Origin of the sequence: Halorhabdus sp. SVX81, assembly GCF_029207715.1 — an archaeon.
GTDB lineage: Archaea > Halobacteriota > Halobacteria > Halobacteriales > Haloarculaceae > Halorhabdus.
Genome location: NZ_CP104322.1, coordinates 2,199,416 through 2,216,909 on the forward strand (window position 1 = coordinate 2,199,416; position 17,494 = coordinate 2,216,909).

Annotated in this window: 22 protein-coding genes; 13 read left to right on the forward strand and 9 right to left on the reverse strand. The window is 63.7% G+C overall.

Annotated features, from left to right (window positions below; all coding sequences use genetic code 11):
• Positions 1-118 precede the first annotated feature (118 nt).
• On the forward strand, positions 119-511 hold the full coding sequence (locus SVXhr_RS10950; RefSeq protein WP_275737231.1) for a hypothetical protein: 393 nt from the start codon (positions 119-121) through the stop codon (positions 509-511).
• A 35-nt stretch (positions 512-546) separates the two neighbouring features.
• Here SVXhr_RS10950 and SVXhr_RS10955 read toward each other — a convergent pair whose 3' ends face one another.
• Complete coding sequence (locus tag SVXhr_RS10955; protein WP_275737232.1) at positions 547-813, reverse strand: hypothetical protein; 267 nt, start codon at positions 811-813, stop codon at positions 547-549.
• A 106-nt stretch (positions 814-919) separates the two neighbouring features.
• On the opposite strand from SVXhr_RS10955, the gene SVXhr_RS10960 reads away from it, so the two are divergent.
• Complete coding sequence (locus tag SVXhr_RS10960; RefSeq protein WP_275737233.1) at positions 920-1,219, forward strand: hypothetical protein; 300 nt, start codon at positions 920-922, stop codon at positions 1,217-1,219.
• An 18-nt stretch (positions 1,220-1,237) separates the two neighbouring features.
• On the opposite strand, the gene cruF is transcribed toward SVXhr_RS10960, so the two are convergent.
• From cruF to crtI, 3 genes are read right to left on the reverse strand one after another with little or no spacing between them, the layout of a single operon-like run.
• Positions 1,238-2,119: a bisanhydrobacterioruberin hydratase gene (gene cruF, locus SVXhr_RS10965; protein WP_275737234.1), complete on the reverse strand. Its 882-nt coding sequence runs from the start codon at positions 2,117-2,119 to the stop codon at positions 1,238-1,240.
• A 23-nt stretch (positions 2,120-2,142) separates the two neighbouring features.
• On the reverse strand, positions 2,143-3,021 hold the full coding sequence (locus SVXhr_RS10970) for a prenyltransferase (RefSeq protein WP_275737235.1): 879 nt from the start codon (positions 3,019-3,021) through the stop codon (positions 2,143-2,145).
• Positions 3,018-4,577, reverse strand: a complete 1,560-nt coding sequence (gene crtI, locus SVXhr_RS10975) for a phytoene desaturase family protein (protein ID WP_275737236.1) — start codon at positions 4,575-4,577, stop codon at positions 3,018-3,020. Before crtI ends, SVXhr_RS10970 begins: the two co-directional genes overlap by 4 nt.
• 92 nt (positions 4,578-4,669) lie before the next feature.
• On the opposite strand from crtI, the gene SVXhr_RS10980 reads away from it, so the two are divergent.
• The 11 genes from SVXhr_RS10980 to SVXhr_RS11030 all read left to right on the forward strand — a co-directional run bounded on the left by SVXhr_RS10980 (position 4,670) and on the right by SVXhr_RS11030 (position 14,235).
• Positions 4,670-5,815, forward strand: a complete 1,146-nt coding sequence (locus tag SVXhr_RS10980) for a hypothetical protein (protein WP_275737237.1) — start codon at positions 4,670-4,672, stop codon at positions 5,813-5,815.
• 154 nt (positions 5,816-5,969) lie between these two features.
• A complete protein-coding gene (locus tag SVXhr_RS10985) occupies positions 5,970-6,743 on the forward strand; it encodes a hypothetical protein (RefSeq protein ID WP_275737238.1) in 774 nt (257 codons plus the stop codon).
• Positions 6,744-6,816: 73 nt separating this feature from the next.
• Positions 6,817-7,494, forward strand: a complete 678-nt coding sequence (locus tag SVXhr_RS10990; RefSeq protein WP_275737239.1) for a hypothetical protein — start codon at positions 6,817-6,819, stop codon at positions 7,492-7,494.
• Positions 7,495-7,646: 152 nt separating this feature from the next.
• Positions 7,647-8,516, forward strand: a complete 870-nt coding sequence (locus tag SVXhr_RS10995; RefSeq protein ID WP_275737240.1) for a ZIP family metal transporter — start codon at positions 7,647-7,649, stop codon at positions 8,514-8,516.
• A gap of 122 nt (positions 8,517-8,638) precedes the next feature.
• Positions 8,639-11,080: a DUF5059 domain-containing protein gene (locus tag SVXhr_RS11000; protein WP_275737241.1), complete on the forward strand. Its 2,442-nt coding sequence runs from the start codon at positions 8,639-8,641 to the stop codon at positions 11,078-11,080.
• A gap of 159 nt (positions 11,081-11,239) precedes the next feature.
• Positions 11,240-11,623, forward strand: a complete 384-nt coding sequence (locus SVXhr_RS11005) for a hypothetical protein (protein ID WP_275737242.1) — start codon at positions 11,240-11,242, stop codon at positions 11,621-11,623.
• Between the two features lies 1 nt (position 11,624).
• A complete protein-coding gene (locus SVXhr_RS11010) occupies positions 11,625-11,843 on the forward strand; it encodes a helix-turn-helix transcriptional regulator (protein ID WP_275737243.1) in 219 nt (72 codons plus the stop codon).
• Positions 11,844-11,845: 2 nt separating this feature from the next.
• On the forward strand, positions 11,846-12,700 hold the full coding sequence (locus SVXhr_RS11015; RefSeq protein ID WP_275737244.1) for an ABC transporter ATP-binding protein: 855 nt from the start codon (positions 11,846-11,848) through the stop codon (positions 12,698-12,700).
• The gene (locus SVXhr_RS11020) at positions 12,697-13,353 is read left to right on the forward strand and encodes a hypothetical protein (RefSeq protein ID WP_275737245.1); all 657 of its coding nucleotides are present in this window, start codon (positions 12,697-12,699) and stop codon (positions 13,351-13,353) included. The genes SVXhr_RS11015 and SVXhr_RS11020 overlap by 4 nt, the downstream gene beginning before the upstream one ends.
• An 82-nt stretch (positions 13,354-13,435) precedes the next feature.
• A complete protein-coding gene (locus SVXhr_RS11025; protein ID WP_275737246.1) occupies positions 13,436-13,750 on the forward strand; it encodes a ribbon-helix-helix domain-containing protein in 315 nt (104 codons plus the stop codon).
• Positions 13,747-14,235: a hypothetical protein gene (locus SVXhr_RS11030; protein WP_275737247.1), complete on the forward strand. Its 489-nt coding sequence runs from the start codon at positions 13,747-13,749 to the stop codon at positions 14,233-14,235. The genes SVXhr_RS11025 and SVXhr_RS11030 overlap by 4 nt, the downstream gene beginning before the upstream one ends.
• 228 nt (positions 14,236-14,463) lie before the next feature.
• Here the strand turns inward: SVXhr_RS11030 and SVXhr_RS11035 are convergent, their stop codons facing one another.
• From SVXhr_RS11035 to SVXhr_RS11055, 5 genes are all read right to left on the reverse strand, one after another.
• Positions 14,464-14,673 (reverse strand): hypothetical protein, encoded by a 210-nt coding sequence (locus tag SVXhr_RS11035; protein WP_275737248.1) that lies wholly within the window; start codon positions 14,671-14,673, stop codon positions 14,464-14,466.
• Positions 14,674-14,805: 132 nt separating this feature from the next.
• The gene (locus SVXhr_RS11040) at positions 14,806-15,195 is read right to left on the reverse strand and encodes a hypothetical protein (RefSeq protein WP_275737249.1); all 390 of its coding nucleotides are present in this window, start codon (positions 15,193-15,195) and stop codon (positions 14,806-14,808) included.
• Between the two features lie 207 nt (positions 15,196-15,402).
• The gene (locus SVXhr_RS11045; protein ID WP_015790098.1) at positions 15,403-15,726 is read right to left on the reverse strand and encodes a transcription factor S; all 324 of its coding nucleotides are present in this window, start codon (positions 15,724-15,726) and stop codon (positions 15,403-15,405) included.
• A gap of 45 nt (positions 15,727-15,771) precedes the next feature.
• A complete protein-coding gene (locus SVXhr_RS11050) occupies positions 15,772-16,512 on the reverse strand; it encodes a hypothetical protein (protein WP_275737250.1) in 741 nt (246 codons plus the stop codon).
• On the reverse strand, positions 16,509-17,429 hold the full coding sequence (locus tag SVXhr_RS11055; protein WP_275737251.1) for a hypothetical protein: 921 nt from the start codon (positions 17,427-17,429) through the stop codon (positions 16,509-16,511). The genes SVXhr_RS11050 and SVXhr_RS11055 overlap by 4 nt, the downstream gene beginning before the upstream one ends.
• Positions 17,430-17,494: the final 65 nt, after the last annotated feature.

Sequence of the window (17,494 nt, forward strand, 5' to 3'; positions counted from 1 at the left end):
CCGCCGGGGCAATTTTCCGAAGCCAAGATCCGAGAGGGAGTTCGCATGTGCGCGGCAATGGGAGATCGCCGACTGATCCGGGCCGTACCTTCAAATCAGGGGGCGACCAACATCGCCTATGCCCGACGATCCCTCGTTTGCGATCGCGGCGCGGCCCAGCCGGGAGTACGACCGCGCGGGCAGGCTATCCTACGAGGGCGGGACGACGTTTCGTATCGAGCCACTCGGCGGCTCGATGCCGGAGCTACAGGCGGTGGTCGACCGGGTTCTCGATACCGGGCCGTATCGCCACGGCGATTTTCTGGAGCTCCCGATGGTCGTGTATCTGGTCCGCGACGAGGAAACGGGGGACGTCTTCCGGGTGTCAATCCGGAACGGAGCGGTCCGGCTACACGTCCTGCCGGAGACGGAAGCCGAGGGGCTCCGTCGGTTTTACGAGCAGTTGAGCGAGCATAGCGACTGCGAGTGGAACGTCGAAGATCGGGTCGAGAACGGAAGCAACTCGTCGTAGACGGCGTTGGGGACTATGAGAGCGTTCCGTGGGCCTTAGACGCCGTCGACGGTCGCCCGATAGTTGCTGATTTCCGTGCGTGCGTCCTCGATAGTCGCGGCCGTCTCGTCATCGACATCCTGCTGAATCTCGTCGAGCGCGGTCTGGATGCGTGCCATGCGGCCGTGATCCGGGCCGCGCTCGGCGTCGGCCAGCTGGTCGAGTTGGCCCGCAAGGTCCGCGAGTCGGTCCGTGTTGTCCCCGGCACTGTCAACCGCTGATTCGAGTTTGTCGCTCGCCGTGGCGAGTTCAGTTCGTGTCATGCTGTAGTCTGAGAAGGCAGCCTGAAAAGGTCTGGCGAAGGTGGTAGTTCTGTCCCGTTCCGATACAGATCATTGCATTTACAGTAGGCCGATCCGGAATCGAGACATGAACGATCCCTATGACGCCGTCCGTGAGTCTCCGGTAGATTTCTCGTTCGCGGTCGCATACGTTACCCAACCGACGGTCCGTCGGTTGCTAGTTCTCCAACTCATCGGCGCGATCGTCCTCCAGCATGGCGTGGGTTTCATGCATCCGAATCGCTGGCCGCATCTGTGGGGGCTCACCTGGCACGTCATCAATATGATCGACCTCGCCGCGTTCCTGACTGGAACCGCGATGGTAGTGACGGGAACGGTCGGTCTCCTGTTGAAACTGCTGACTGACGCGAATCGACTGGCAGCCTGACGGGCAATCTGATCGGTACTACCGTGAGCCGACAAGCGGCACCGTCTCCCGGACGGAAAAATCGAAGCGGTCGGTGGCGAGCAAGCCGACGCCGAACAGTCCGGCAACGCCGACCGCCAGCCAGTTGCCGAACCAGGCGTTGATCGCACCCCAGAGGATCACGAAACTCACCAGGTCATCGAGCATGAACCCAGTCCGGTCGAGTCTCTCGAGCAGGCCGGCCCGCTCAAAGCCCAGGTCAAAGGCGAGGACGGCGACGCTCGCGCTCAGGATCCAGCCGAGATAGTTCGACAGCGGCACGCCGTAGAAGTGGATGGCGGTTGCACTCGCCCAGGCACCGTCACCCGTCAGCGGCGGGGCGTACTCCCAGAAGCCCAGGCCCACGGCCCCCGGATCGAGCACGAGATCCATCGCGAGGACGGTCGCGACGACTGCCGGGAGGCGGATTCGTGTCAGCGCGGCACGGTCGCCAAGCAGGAGCAGACAGAGCAGGTAGGCGTTCAGGACCAGCGGGAAGAAGAAGATCGGCAGCGCTGCCGGCACTGTATCCAGCAGCATCGGCCCGAGGTCGATGACGTACTCGAAGTCGCCGTAGGGCAGCCCCGTGAGAACGCCGAGAAACTCGATCCCGTACGTGTAAAACGTCAGCCCGACGATCGCAAGGCCGGCCCGGCGGTCGATCAGCGGCGCGACGCCGGCGATCAGCGGGAGGCGCATCACGGCCGTCCCGAACAGGACGAGGTAGGGATTGAACTCCAGGATACCCGGGAACCATCCCTCCGCGCTGGCGACGAGCATGACGGCTCCGATCGCGGGGAAGAGGACCGCGATGGCAAAGCGGTTCTCGGCGACGTATCGGTCGAGTCTGGCCTCCAGCCGTCGGCGGTCGAATTCAGCCACCGGCGCTCACCCCCAGGCGATCCTCACCCATAGAGCAGCCTCCAGAGGTATCCCATCGTCAGGGCCATCCCGACGACAGTATTGATCGCCGGGAACCACCAGTAAGCGCGGTCGACCGCGACCCCCGAGACGGCGATGCCGACCTGCAGCAAGGGGTAGACCGCGAGTGTCGCGCCGAGCAGCGGGTGAATCAGAGCGAACGCCCCGGCGGCGAGCGCCCAGACGATCCCACAGTAGGCGTAGGTCCGACGTTGGCCCAGGACAGTCGCCGTCGTGGCGATCCCGGCGCGGCGGTCGGGTTCGATGTCGGGGATGGCCGAGAACGTGTGCATCGCCATGGTCCAGAGCCACCCCCCGACGATCGCCGGCGTGGGTGGGAGTTCGCCTGCAACTGCAGTGAACGCCAACACACCCGGCAGGACGTACAGGCCGTTCGACAGCGAATCGAGGCCGGGCGTCGTCTTGAAGCGGAAGGGTGGGGCGCTGTACTCGACAGCGAGGACGAGAAACGCCGCGAGCGTGACTTTCCCCGCAGGCCCAACGACGAGCGCGAAGGGAACTGCGAGCAGTCCGGAGCCGATCACGACGGCAAGGACCCACCGCTCGCCCGAAAAGCGGACTTCGGGTCCCTCGTCCTTTTTGGGGTTCTCGGTGTCGATGTCGGCGTCGAAGACGTCGTTGACGCCATAGAGGAAGACGTTCGCGGGCACGAGGAAGTACGCGAACAGCGCGACCGACAGCGGGGTGATGAGGTCGCCCCTCGAGCCGGCGGCGTAGACGACACCGATCACGACCGGGCCGGCCAGATACAGCCAAAAGCGAGGTCGGGAGAGAACCAGCAGGTACCGCAGCCGATCGAGCAGGCTCGACCGCCCCGCGCGTCCGGACGCTGTCGCCATCATCGACTGTTTTCGAGGACGGCCTGGGCTGCGTGTTCGCCGCTGATCAGACACATCGGCACGCCGACCCCGGGCGTCGAGTAGCCCCCGGTGAAGTACAGATCCTCGACCGCCGAGGACTCGATGGGCGGCCGGAGCATCGCCGTCTGGCGGAGGGTGTGTGCAAGCCCCATCGCAGTGCCCTTCGTGGCGTTGTAGCGGTCCGCGAACTCCGAAATGGAGAACTGTTCCTCGACGACGATCCGGTCTTCGAGTTCAACGCCGGTGTTCTCGGCGATGTCGGCGATGATTTTGTCGCGGTAGCGATCCCGCGTCTCCTGTGGGTCGTCGAGTTCGGTGGCGATCGGGACCAGCGCAAAGAGGTTGGTGTGGCCCTCGGGAGCCACGTCGTCGTCGGTTTTCGAGGGGACACACAGGTAGTAAGAGGGGTCCTCGGGCCAGGCCGGGTCCTCGAAGATGTCGTCGAAGTACTCGCCCCAGTCGGTCGGGAACACGAGTGAATGGTGTTCGAGTTCCGGGACCTCGCCCTCGATGCCGAGGTACAGCAGGAACGCCGAAGGGGCGTAGGTTCGGTCGTCCCAGTAGTCGGCGTCATATTGGCGTTCGTGGGCCGGCATGAGATCCTGCTCGGCGTGGGCGTAGTCGGCGTTGGCGACGACCACGTCGGGACGGCGCTGGTCGCCGTCGGCCGTCTCCAGGAGGAACCCGTCCTTTCGGCGGGTGATCTCCGTGACCTCGGTGTCGGTCTCGATCGTCACACCGAGTTCGTCGGCGAGATCGACGATCGCGTCGACGACGGCTCCAATGCCGCCCGGTCCACCGTCGACGGGCTGGGGATAGTAGACGCCGAGGTTGAAGTCGGCGTGGCTCATCATGTTGTAGATCGCCGGTGTGTTCGAAGGCGAGCCGCCGAGGAAGACCAGCGTGTACTGGACGATCTGCTGGAGTTTTTCGTTCTCGAAATAGTCCTCGACGTGGCCTTGCATCGACTGAAACAGTTTCAGTCCGAGTGTGCCAGTCTTCATGAGCGACGGGTCGATCCAGTCTTTCCAGGACGGACGGTACTCGTAGACGAAGTTCTCCATGGACATCTCGTAGTGGCGCTGACTCGTCCTGAGATACGCATCGAAGGCTTCCCCGGCCCCTTCTTCGTAGGATTCGAAGAGTTTGCGGTTCTCGTTTCGGTTCGCGCTGATATCGACCACGTCGCTCCCTGCCTGCAGGGCCTGTTCGCCCGACCGTTCCGAGGCGCTTCCCGCCTCGCTATCCTTGAAAAAGATCCGATAGTGCGGATCCAGTCGTTCGAGTTCGTAGTAATCCTCGGGTTCGTGACCGAAATGTTCGAAGAAGCGTTCGAACACCTCCGGCATGAGATACCACGACGGCCCCATGTCGAAGACGAACCCGTCACGTTCCAGTCGGGAGGCACGGCCCCCGACGGCCTCGTTTTTCTCGACGATCGTCACGTCGACACCGGCGTCGGCGAGGTGACAGGCCGCCGAAAGCCCGCCAAAGCCCCCGCCGACGATAGTGACCTCGGCGTCCGTTGCAGTGGTCATCGCGCTCAACCAACGAGTGGCTCCCGCTTAAATGTCGGCAACGGAGTCGATCGGCGATAACACCTATCCCTGCCAGCGACGAACGTGAGGTAATGGCAGCGACGACCCGGACTCGGAGACGGACACTCGGGCTGGTAGTGGGACTGATCGTCCTGACGAGCGGGGCGATCGTCGTCGCGAACGCCAGTGCCGTTGCCGTCGCCGATTCGGCCGGTGTCGAGAAACAAGGGATCAGTCGTTCACCGGGGACGATGGCTGATGATCCCGAGGTCAGCGGATTCATCGAAGCGACCGAGCAGATCGACCCGGACACGGTCCTGCTGGGTGTCGCACTGGGGCCGGACGGCGACGCGGCCTGGACAGTCGAGTATCGGGTTCGCCTGGACGACGCGAACACGACCGACGCCTTCGAGGTATATCGTGACGACATCGAGGCGAACACGACCGAGTATACCACGCGGTTCGCCGATCGGCTGGCCCCGACTGTCCGGACGGCCGAGAACACGACCGGCCGGGAGATGACGCTCCGGAACGTGACTGTCGACGTGGAGCGACGACAACTGCCCCAGGAGTACGGCATCGTCACCTATCAGTTCGCGTGGGCGAACTTCAGTGCGGTCGAGGGTGATCGGCTGGCGGCCGGCGACGCCCTGGCCGGGTTCTTCCTCGACGAGGAGACGACGATGACCGTCTCCTGGCCGGATGGCTACCACCTGGACACGGTGGATCCCGCCGCCGACGCCACGAGCGACGACAGCGTCACCTGGGACGGGACGCTGAACTTCGACACCGACGAACCGCGCCTCGTCGTGACGACCCAGCCAGCGACGACCGATGCTACCGGGAACGGTAACGACGGCGAACTCGTCCCCTGGTGGCGCTTCGGGCTGGTTGTGGTTCTCGTCGCCGTCACAGCCGTCGCCGCCTACTGGTACCGCGAGCACAGCGAAGACAGTGATGACGCGACCACGGGCGGAGACAGCGGCGGCGATGACGACAACGGCGGAGGAGACGACGGCGGGGTACCCCCGGAACTGCTGACCGACGAAGAACGCGTGGTGGCGCTCCTCGAGGAACAGGGCGGCCGCGTCAAACAGCAGGAGATCGCCGCCACGTTCGAGTGGACGGACGCCAAGACCAGCCAGGTCGTGACGAGACTCCGCGAGAACGACGACGTGGACGTCCTGCGGATCGGCCGTGAGAACGTCGTTTCCCTCCCGGACGAACCAGATATATAACTCCTTCGTCGATTCATGCCGAGGAAATTTGATAGTGCACGAGAACCGCCAGACATGAACGGAATTAAAATCGGCTTGATTGGCGTTAAGTGAGCGAAATTCGGGGTGACGGACTCGTATTTATATACTGGTGTGGGCCCTACGAAGAAACGCAATGAACCGAACTGCATCGATAGTGACGATCGCGCTGTTGGTCGTCGGGGCTGCGGTTGCGGTCCCGATGGCCGTGGCCGCCGGGTCGGCGGCCGACGGCGCGGAAGCGAACAGTGATTCGAACGAGCTGCGTGACACGAACGGGACGAACGTCTCGGCGAACGGGAGCGTCGCGCCCGGTGAACGCCTCTCGGCCGTCGTGAGTGCCCAGGAAGCCGAGATCGAGGGCGACGTCGACGTGCGGGCCTTCGGCATCCGGCTCGCACAGAATGCATCGAACGCATCCCAGAGCGCGGTCGTCGCCGACCAGCTTGAAGCGGTCCGCGATCGCCTCCAGAACCTCGAAACCGAGCGGGCACAGCTACAGGACGCCCGTGAAAACGGCTCGATGAGCCGCGGCGAATACGCTGCCCGCGCGTCCGAGATGGCCACACAGGCACAGAACGCCCGGGAGATGCTCAATCGGACCGAAGCCGCCGCTGACCGACTCCCCGTCGACCGCCTCGAAGCCAACGGCGTCAACGCGAGCGCCATTCAGACGCTCAAGACCGAGGCAAGCGAACTCACCGGGAGTGAAGTCTCTCGGATTGCCCGGGGAATCGCCGGTAGCGACATGGCCGAGCAGATGCGCGGCGGTCCCGGTGACCGCGGCCCTGGCGACCGCGGGCCCGCTGACAACGAAACTGAGCTGCCGGACGACGGAGCCGACGACCGGCAGCCGAACACGTCCGGCAACGAAACGGCAACGGACGGGAGCGAATCCGGGGACTACTGAACGATGTCGAGTACTCCCGGTACCGCATCGGCTTCGGAGGATTGTATCGAGTGGCGAATCCAGCGAGTGAATCATGCGTAAGGGCACCCGGATCGTCGCGCTCGTTGTGACAGCCACGCTGCTCGTGGCGAGCGTCGCTCCCGCCGGGGCGGCGAGCGGTGAGCAGCCGACGGACGCAGTCGTGGTCGACCTCGAAAGCGACGGCTCGGCGACGGTCACGATCCAGTCGACGTACGATCTGGGCAGTGACGCCGAGCAAGAGGCCTTCGAGGAACTCCGATCGGACGAGCAGGCACGCGAAGATATCCGGACGACGTTCCGAAATCGGATGGCACTCGTGGCCGAGAGCGCCGAGAACGCGACCGGCCGTGACATGGCCGTCGCCGACGCGTCGGTAGATCTCGGCGTCGTTGACAACACCGGCGTCGTGACGCTGTCGGTCACCTGGGACGGCCTGGCCGCTGTCGAGGACGACCGCCTGGTCGTCGACGAGCCGTTCGCCAGCGGATTCGCCATCGACCGACCGGTCACCCTCCAGTCGCCGGAGAACTATACCCTCGCTGACGCGACACCCACGCCGGACGACCGCGAGAATTCGCTCCAGTGGAACGCCGGAACCGACCTCGAGGGCTTCGAAGTGAGCTTCGAACGGACGACCGGTGACGGGACCGCTGCCAGCGGCCCCGGCTTCGGTCTGATCGCGGCGATCCTGGGGATTACGGCCCTCGGTGCCGTCGGTCTTCGGAGCTGAACGCGCTATTTTCGTCGCTTTGACCACTAAGCCGACTATTTTTTGGCCCTCTCGACGACACTGGGCCGATTTCCTCACCCGCTGCAGACGGGCCAGATCGGCGTCGATCCCCACCGACACGTTGATATCGATCGGCACGGAATGCCCAGGTAATGAATATTAAACCAAGAAAAATTCTTAATAATATTCGCCAGGAGACTCTGCTGGGGGGTGTCTCGACACTTTCGCTGGTCGGACTGACGATTCTGGCGGTATTAACAGCACAGCCCGAGGATAATCTGGAGAAGCTGGTCGTCATCGCCTGGGTTGCGTTCGGAGCGATGGCCGGCGGCGCGGCCGTCGGTGCGATGTCGAAGCGGAGCCATCCGCGGGGACTCGTCTGGGGATACGGGCTGGCCAGTGGGGCGATGATCGCGAGTGCCGCGGCGTTTCTGATCCCGCAGGCTATCGGCCAGCATGGAAAAGTCGGCGGATTCGGCATCGCCGCCGGGATCCTCGTCGGGTACAACGCTCACACGATCGGGCATCGGCTCTCCCATCTCGACCTGCCGATGGACACGACAGCCACGGAACTGGCCGCTCACGCGCTTTCGGCGGGATTGATCATCGGCATCATCTACGGCCAGATGCCCGAGCTCGGGATCCTGCTCGGGCTGGCGATCGTCTCGCACAAGGGGCCAGCGGGCTATGCGGCCGCGCGCCGACAGACGCTTGAGGGCGAATCAGCCCTCCCGCTGTTGTTGCCCTCGGCCGGCGTCGGCCTGACGGCGCTGCCGGTGGCCATGCTCTCGCTCCCGAGTTCGGCGACGATCAACGCGGCCATCTTCGGGTTCGCCTCGGGCGTGTTCCTCCACGTCGCGATGGACTTCCTGCCGTCCTGTGAAGTGGGCGGCGAGATCGACCAGGCTGCGGGCATCACCGAAACCTCACACGAACTGCTGGATCGCCTGCGCGTCCAGTCGCTGTTCTCGACGAGTCTGGGCGGCGTGGCGGTCGTGATCGCCTGGCTGCTGGTTCCCTGAGAGAGTCGGCGAGAGGCCGCGAATGACCGGATCAGCGGATCAATAGTAGGTCCGTCCCACATGGTTTTTGGCTAGCCTAAAGAACGATACGCTTTTGACTCTTTAGGCGAGCCTAAATGACGATGCCAACGAGACGCAATATCCTTTCGAGCGGCGTAGCGATACTGGGCGGTCTCAGCCTCGCCGGCTGTTCAGCCCCCAGCGATTCGACCGCTGGGGCCGATAGCGAAGGAACGGGGACGGGCGCGAGTCAGTCGATCGCTGTCGCCGCGGAGTGGACGGCGATGCGCGCACGAGTCCGGGACGCGCTGGTACTCGGCCGGGCCGGGGCGACCGGTCCCGGTGGGACTGTGGCACAAGACATCTTCGCGCGCTTCGAGAACGCCGGTGGCGAATACGGTGCCCACGAGCAACTGGAGCACACCGACGAGGCGGCCTACGAGGAGTTCGAGACCGCGCTCGGGGCGCTCTACACGGACGGGCTCGGAAACGGTGATCTCGACCGGGCAGGCGAGGCCGCGGAGACCGCCACGGCACGACTCGCCGACGCCCAGCAAACGCTGGTCGGCGAGAACGCTGCCGCAGTGTTCGATCTGGACACGCTGGCGGCGACGATCCGGGACGTCATGTTCCTCGCGGAGATCGACGCCCTGGATGCGGCGGCGACCGTCGCGAACAACGCCCGGACACGGTTCGAGGACAGCGATCTCGCTGACGCTCTCGAAGACGCCGACAGCGACGCATTCGATTCCCTGACGGGCGGGCTCGACGGACTGGCGTCGGCTGCCGAGGCTGGTGACAGCTCCCGGACGATGACGAACGCCGACCTGGCCTTCCAGGCGGCGATCCAGAGCAGTTACGCGCTGGCGGACAACGAGGCCGTGGCGGGTGCCGGTCACATCGCCATCCTCCAGGCGATGGGCTGGGACGCCGCCGCGCTGGCCGCCATGGGCGGTCCCTCGACGGGCGTCGCCCACGCCGCGACCTTGACGACCTACCGCGCCCGGATCGCGGACGCCGGCCGCCTCGCCGACGCCGGGGAGACCGAGCAGGCAGCCACCATGGTCCAGAACGTCTTCGCGCACTTCGAGGGCGCCCGCGCCCACGACGCGCTGGAATCCGCCGACGCCGAGACCTACGAGGCCTTCGAGTCGAGCCTGGAAGCGCTCCAGACTGCGATCGACGAGGAGTCGGGGGTCGAGGAGGCCGTCGCGACGGTCGACGAGCACCTCGTCACCGGAATCGACGCCCTGGCCGGCGAGGACGCGCCGCTCCTGGCGGCCGCATTCTTCCGAGCCCGCGTGGTCGACGCCCGCGAGCGCTACCGGCGCGGCGAGGCGGACGCTGCGGCCGCCATCGCCCAGCGGTTGTTCGAGCGCTTCGAGGAGGACGAACTCGGGTTCCACGAGACCGTCGAGGAGACGAGCGAGGATCTCTATCACGCCTTCGAGGAGGAGCACCTCTCGGGGCTGATCGACGCCTTCGAGGCCGGCGACGACGACGCCGTGGCGACCCACGTCGAGGGAATCCATGCGACACTACTGGAGTTCGCGACGACCGCGGCCGAGACGCCCGCGGTGAGTGCGGCCGAGGCCGCCTACGTCGCCGCCCGCGGGTTCGACGCCGGGACCCTGAGCGCGCGCGGCGAGAGCGACCGCGCCGCGGCGGTCGCCCAGTCGACCTTCGAGCACTTCGAGGGCGACCCCGGTGGCTATCACGAGGCCGTAGAGCACGCCGACGAGGAGATCTACGAAACCTTCGAGGAATCCCTGGGTTCGATCCGTCAGGCGGCCGCCGCCGGCGACTCCGTCGCGACACCGGTCGAGACGTTCACGACGGCAGCCCTCGACTCGGCCTACGCGATCGTCGAGAGTGCCGGTGGCCCCCAGCGCGATATCGCACACGGCATCGTCGAGGATACCTTCGCGCACTTCGAGGCGGCTCGGGTGCACGAACTCGTCGAGGAGGCCGATCGCAACGCCTACGAGACCTTCGAGGGCCACCTGGAGGCCTACGTCGACGCGCTGGACAGCGGGGGTGACGTGCCCGCGGCGGCCGCCGGCTTCGCGAACGCCGCCCAGTACGCCCAGTTCGCCATCGTCGACGCCAGCGAGGACGTGCCTCTGAATCTCGACCTCGCCGGATCGACAGTCAACGTCGAAAGCGAGGCCGGCGAGAGCGAGAGCGAGTCCCCCTTCGAGGGCGGGCCCAACGTCGTCGAGGGCGTCCCGGACGACGCCGACCACGTCGTCGACATGACGGCCGCCGCCTTCGATCCCAAAGAGCTGACCGTCTCGGCCGGCGACACCGTCGCCTGGGAGTTCGCGAGCGGCGAACCGCACACGGTGACTGCCTACGACGACGGCATCCCCGCGGATGCCGAGTACTGGGCCTCCGGTGACTTCGACAGCGAGGAAGCCGCCCGTGAGGGGTGGGAAAACGGCGAAGGTGCGATCCAGTCCGGGCAGTCCTACGTCCACACTTTCGAGACGACCGGCGAGCACGAGTACGTCTGTATTCCCCACGAAGCCGTGGGGATGGTTGGGACCGTCATCGTCGAGTAGCGAACCCGACCGGTAGCCGTTGTCCACCATTTTTGGCCGCTGACGCGTAGCCGCAGGAATTAAGTAGCAGTGTTAAACAAATCTAACGTAATGATGTTAGATCGAGTTAACACCCAGGGGACACAACGGCGGGTCTACCACGGTGGGAGAACAGCGTATATGCTGATCGACACGGCGGCGATGTACGTCGGCGTCTCGACCGAGTCCTGGCCGCTGATCGGGTTCGCGATCGTGCTGTTTCTCGGGTTCTTTCCGGTGAGTGGGTGGCTAGCAAGCCAAGCAGGAATACGGGAGCCCGACGAGCGGACGCGTCAATTGATCCGGACGGCGGCGACGCGCGCACTCTTCGGGCTCTTTGCTGTTGCGTTCACCCTGTACCTCGGCGGGGTTGCCGTCACGGCATGGGGGACGATACCCGAACCGTTGGGGACACTCTCCGAGCAGGCCGAAGTCGTCGCCGTCTGGACCGCCGCGGCGACCATCGCGTCCTCGCTAGTCCACAAAGTTGGCGACCAACTTCGCCGTCGTCGACTGGAGGGCTAGGATGGATTTCGAGACGACGATCAAGGACCGTCGCGAACAAGCAGGCCTGACTCAGGCCGAACTCGCCGATCGCGTTGGCGTCACCCGCCAGACGATCCTCTACGTCGAGAAAGGTGAGTACAACCCCTCGCTTGAACTGGCCTGGCGGATCGCCCGCGAGTTCGACGCCCGGGTCGAGGAGGTGTTCGACCTCCCCGAAACCACCCACGAACCCGAGTAACCATGCACGCGAACACTGCCACAACGACGGAGAACCGCGATGCACAGGGCGAGGACGGCGAAACCGTCCTCGAAGCGACCACTCTCGAAAAGACAATCGCTGGCACCCGGATTCTCGACGGCGTGGACCTATCCGTCCGCGAGGGAGAGACCTACGGCGTCGTGGGTCCCAACGGTGCCGGCAAGACCACGACTTTCCGGTGTCTGCTCGGTCTGCTGCCGACTGACGACGGGTCGGTATCGCTGTTCGGCGACGATCCCCGCGCCGACGATGCCGTGCTGGACAGGGTCGGCGTCGTCTTCGAGTACGAGACACTTCAGCCGCGATGGTCTGTTCGCGACGCGATGGCCCACGCCTGTCACGCCTACGACATCCCGACCGAACGAATCGAGACCTGCCTGGCCGAGGTCGGACTCGAATCCGACGCCCACGATCGCGAATTTCGGGATCTCTCGAAGGGGATGCAACGCAAGGCGTCGGTCGCGACGGCGCTGGTCCACGAACCCGATCTGCTCGTGCTCGATGAACCCATGTCCGGCCTCGATCCCGGCACCCAGGCCCGGATGCGGGAGTTGATCGACAGCCTGCGGGAGGCGGGCCGGACGGTCGTGTTCAGCTCTCACGACCTCCAGCACGTCCAGGCGCTCTGTGACCGCGTCGCCGTGATCGCCGATGGGCGGACGGTCGTCGAGACGCCGCTGTCGAAACCAGTGCGGGTGATCGAGGAGCCACGGCCCGAGATCGAGGCCGAACCGGCAGGCGAGGTGTACGTCGTCCGCGACGACGACCCGCCGGCGGAGGCCAGAACGATCGACCTCGAAGAACTGTATTTCTCCGCGCTGGGGGTCGAGACATGAATTTCCGCCAGCTCTGCCTGCTGGAAGCGCGCAATGTCAACTACCGGAGTCTCCTTCTCTCGGCGGTTGTGGTGGGGTTCCTCTTCATGGGGACGCCCCTGCTGGAGCTGTTGACCCGATCGGCTCTTCCACTCGAACTCCGGCGCTTTTACCTGTTCTTCCTCGGTTTCGAGGTGACCTACCTGCTCGTGTTGACACTGGGACTGACGGCGACGATCCGGGAGAAACAGGCCGACGTGTTCGATCGCGTGTTCACGATGCCCGGGGCGACCTGGCAGGTCCTCGGGGCGAAGGTCACGGCCATCGCGGCGATCAGCTTCCTGTTGGGGTACGGAACGATCGTCGCGCTGGGAATCGACGCCGGGTTCGCGGCGTGGCTCCTCGCCGGGTACGCGCCGGTCATCGGCATCCTCGCTGTCGGCCTCGCGGCCGGTGCAGTCGCCGCAGTGCTGTACTTCGAGACGCCGCGGCTGGTCTTTTTCGGCGGCATCGTCGCCTTCATCGGGCTGAACGCCCTCCCGGAGCGACTACTCGAATGGGGGCTATCGCTGGAGATGGCCGTCGCCGGGACGATTGGGCTGGCGGTTGTGCTGGCGCTGTTCGGACTGCTCGCACTTCGCCGGGTGCCGCCCGAGCGTGTCGTGCTGGCGTGAGTTGGGATCCATCCGCCTCCAGTTGCACCGACGAAGAAGCCGGCGAAACCGATTTGAATCTGTACATACAATGTACCCACACATGGGGACTAAACGGGTCAACTTTCGGTTGCCGGACGAACTGGTCGAGAAAGCCGACGTGGCCGCCGAGGTTAGCCACGCTGACCGGACGGAGATCGTCAAGGAAGCCCTCCGGGAGTATCTGGCCGAGGTCGAGGACGACGAGCGGTTCCGCGAGGCGGTCGTCGAACTCTATCTGGACGACGAAATCGGCTTCGACGTGCTGAAGGCGTTCGTCGGCCGGCAGGACGCCGAGTCCGTCCGGGCCTCGAAGTCGCTGCTTGAAGACGGCGAAGAGGTAGCTGCCGATCTCGCCGCGCTCGACGACGAGGCATGACCGTCGCGGACACGAGCGCGCTGGCCTCACTCGCGTCGATCAACCGATTGGATCTCCTCCTCGCGGAGTTCGATGTCCGCACTACGGAGACGGTAGTTTCGGAACTGAAAGAGATGGCCGACTACGCGGATAGCCACGGCAGGGCCGCCCAAGCGGTGCTCGACCGGCAGGAAACCCTTGCCGTCCACGAAGTCGACGAACCGATCGAGTCGGGACGGATCGATGTTGGCGAAGGGAGCGCGGTTGTCCTCGCCCGGGAACGCAACGCCGACTTCCTCATCACCGACGACCTGCGTGCGCTCCCGGAACTCCAGGCCGTGACAGAGACACGGATCGCCATCTCGCCGATCGTGTTGCGCGCGCTGGTCGAACGGGACGTGCTGGATGGCGAGGACGCACTGGCGGCTGTGGAACAATTGGCTGACGAGCGGGACTGGCTCGGCGCACCGATCTATCGGCGGGCGAAAGAGTTGTTTGAGGGATAGTTCTAATGAGAATTTGAAAAGAGCGACACCACTCTGAAAGCCCTCGTCAGTTCCGGTCCCGCGCCTCGCTGCGCGCTTCGAGCCTTTCAGGCTCTGCAGTGCTTACTTCGTCGAGGTTCCCGGAACTGACTCGCCCTTTCAGTCCTCCAGGGTTGATCTAGTTGGCACAAATTAGCTCTCTGCTCGATGATTATCTGAGAGACCTTAGAGTTGTTCGGTCATTCATGTTCACGAGAACCGGGATAATGCCCTCAATCCCAGAACTATTAGCAGTAGTAACCCCCCAAAGAACACTATTGAGCTGATGTCCGTAGCCACTTCTGAAGGAATGCCTATCTCAATCAAAAGCCTACTCACGCTATTTGCAAACATTTTCACCACTAGCATTACCGCTGCCAAAATCAGCACAGCGATCCATATCGTCTTATCGAGGCTCATATTCCCACGTATGTTACAGCTCGATATAAAACTCTAGGATAAAATTAAGTTCTATATACGAAAGAGAAAGATCGAGTAGACACTATCCCCCAGTTAGAAGAGTCAATAATCATACCGAGCCAAATTTTGATTTTAGCTATTGTATATGTGGTCAGGGTCTGTAAGATCTATGACGATCAGTTCTTGGTCACTATCCCATTCTGCTTTGTATCGTGTCGTTTTTTCAGGCACCAAGTCAAATTCATTCATGAACGCACGACAATTGACTTGTGCACCGTGACTCTCTTTTTCACTCTTTCTTACTTTGTACGAGTCATTGGTCTCGTCTTCATTTGGATGGAATCCGACTTTTTGGTTTACTGCATCATGAAAGCATTCGACGTAGTCTTTTCCTTCAAAATACTCCTCAACAGTAGCATGGTTGAACCCAACAGAACCGCTCTTCCGAAGTGAAATACGAGGTCCCATTCGGGATTTGCCACTTGCCTTACCACCTTTCTTTGTGAACTTTTTGAATCCCATGTATACTACAATAGAGTGGAGGCTAATAATACTTTCCCAAATGCGGTCGCTGTATTCACCTGCATTTCTACTTCTATCTATCTCTGTTATTATCTCACCATTAGCGGAGGGCCTACTTTCTCGCACCTTTAAATATCCACAAATCCACGCTCCATTCCGCCAAAATCCTTCGCTCAGTTCATTCTCAAAGTATTGTCAATACCAGGTTCAACTGTATCCCCGCCAGCGGTGCCCACACTCCTTACACTTGAAAAAGCGCGTCGGCGGTTCGTCCGCGGACCCGGTCTGTTTGATCGTATACCAGGCAACCCCGTGGCCACACTCGTCACAGACCACGTCGTCGGCGGTGGGCTTGCCCTCGAAGTTGGCGTCCTCCTCGGTCTCGATCAGGTCGTCGTCGGTCTGATCCTGCGTCGAGACGAAATCATCGGCCAGGTCCTGATCCTTGGCTTCCCGATAGCCACAGCTCTGACAGACCATCTCCTCGCCGTCTGCATGCATCATCGAACCGCACTCCTCACAGAACTGCATACGTGTCAAAAGGGGATTCTGAGTCAAAAGCCTGCCCGTCTGCGATCAGCGCTCGTCGTCCATCTCGGCGAGTTCCTCCCGTTCGACGACGACCGGACAGTCGGCGACCCGGACCGTCTCGTAGTCGACGAACTCGACGATGTTGGTCCCCTCGTGTGCACACGCGACATCAGGGGGCTCCGAGAAGTACTCGCAGTTCTCACAATAGCTGTGTTTGTCCACCTCGGCGAAGCGGCGCTCGCCGCGGGTTTCCGTCTCGGGTTCGGCGGCCGACCGCGAGAGGTTCTCCCAGAGGTCGTCGTCGATCTCGGCGCTCGTGGCGCGATCACGCGCCGTCTCCCCGAGCCCCTCGAAGGGATCACCCTGACGCGGCTGGCTTTCCAGTCGATCGAACGGATCCTCGGCAGCCGACTCGCCGGGGGTCGCCTCGGCGGACGCGTCCGCAGTCGACTCAGGGGCCGATTCGTGGCTGTCCTCGCCAGTCTGTTCGAATCCCAGGGCGTCGAACGACGAGGAGTCTGGCGTCTGCTCGGGGGCGGTCTCGTCGATCTCCGCGAACGGATCACGGCCCGGGGGGCGATCCGGCCCATCGAGGCGCTCGAACGGATCGGTCGCGTCGTCTGGCGTCTCCGCGGCCGGTTCCGCCGCTTGCTCGTTCGGATCGTCCGCATCGACATCGTCCCGATCCGACGCCGGAAATCCGAAATCATCTCGCTCCGATTGGGCAGGGTCGTCGTCTCGTGTGTCGGGGTCGTCGTCTCGTGGGTCAGAATCGTCGTCGCTCACGGTGAATCACCCCGTCGATCAGGGGCCTCGACGTCGCCGTCGGCGTCGTCCTCGACAGTCCCCTCGATCGGCGTGGCAGTGACGAGCCGGGGCTTGCCGAAGAACCCGCTCGACGGTTCGACGGTCGTGACCGCGGCCTCGCAATGAGGACAGGCAGCCCGGGTCAACAGCGCGATCTCGACCCCGTCGCCACAGTTCTCACAGACAGCCCGACTCACGTCGTGGCGACCGGCAGCGGCTTTGATCCGATCGACGGTTTCAGTTTCGTCTCGCGCCTGGGCCTCACGGAGGTCGCTGATCGCCCAGGCGACGGTCTGGAGTTTCTCCTCGACGTCATCGAGGCGGTCGTCCTGGGCTGTCAGCGACTCGTCGGTGGCCGCGACGTCGTCGGCCAGTTCCTCGAGCGCCGACTGGGAGGCACGCGAGTCGACGTCGGCGGAGAGGGCCGCAAAGTCGGCTTCGAGCGAATCCAGACGCTCCTCGATCACGTCGAGACGGTCGAACGCGTCGTGGTCGTGGTCCGCGGGTGCCTTCGCGTCGGCTTCCCGTTTGACCTGGACCACCCGCGAGCGGACATCGTCAAGCTTCTCCTGGAAGCGGTCATCGACCTCCTCGATGCGGTCAGTGAGCGCCTCGGTTGCGTCCTCGATCTCCCCACTGCCGTCCCGTGGCTCGCGCTCGTCGAGGACGTCCCGGACGATCGACTCGATGTGCTCATGGTCGAGGAGAACAGAGAGATCCGCATCGACATCGCCGTCACTGTCGCGTTCGGCGGTCGTCCGATACGTCGTAAGAAGTCGAGCCACGAGTACGTCCGGCTCGACATCGAGTTCAGCGGCGTGTTGGGCAAGCCATTCGTCAAGCTCAGGCGGCAACTGAACGGCGGCGTCCGGCGAATCCGTGGACTCGCTCGCCATCACCGGAGATTCCGCGAGCGGATAGTTAAGGGTTTGCCACCGATTCCCGCGATCGATACTGGCGG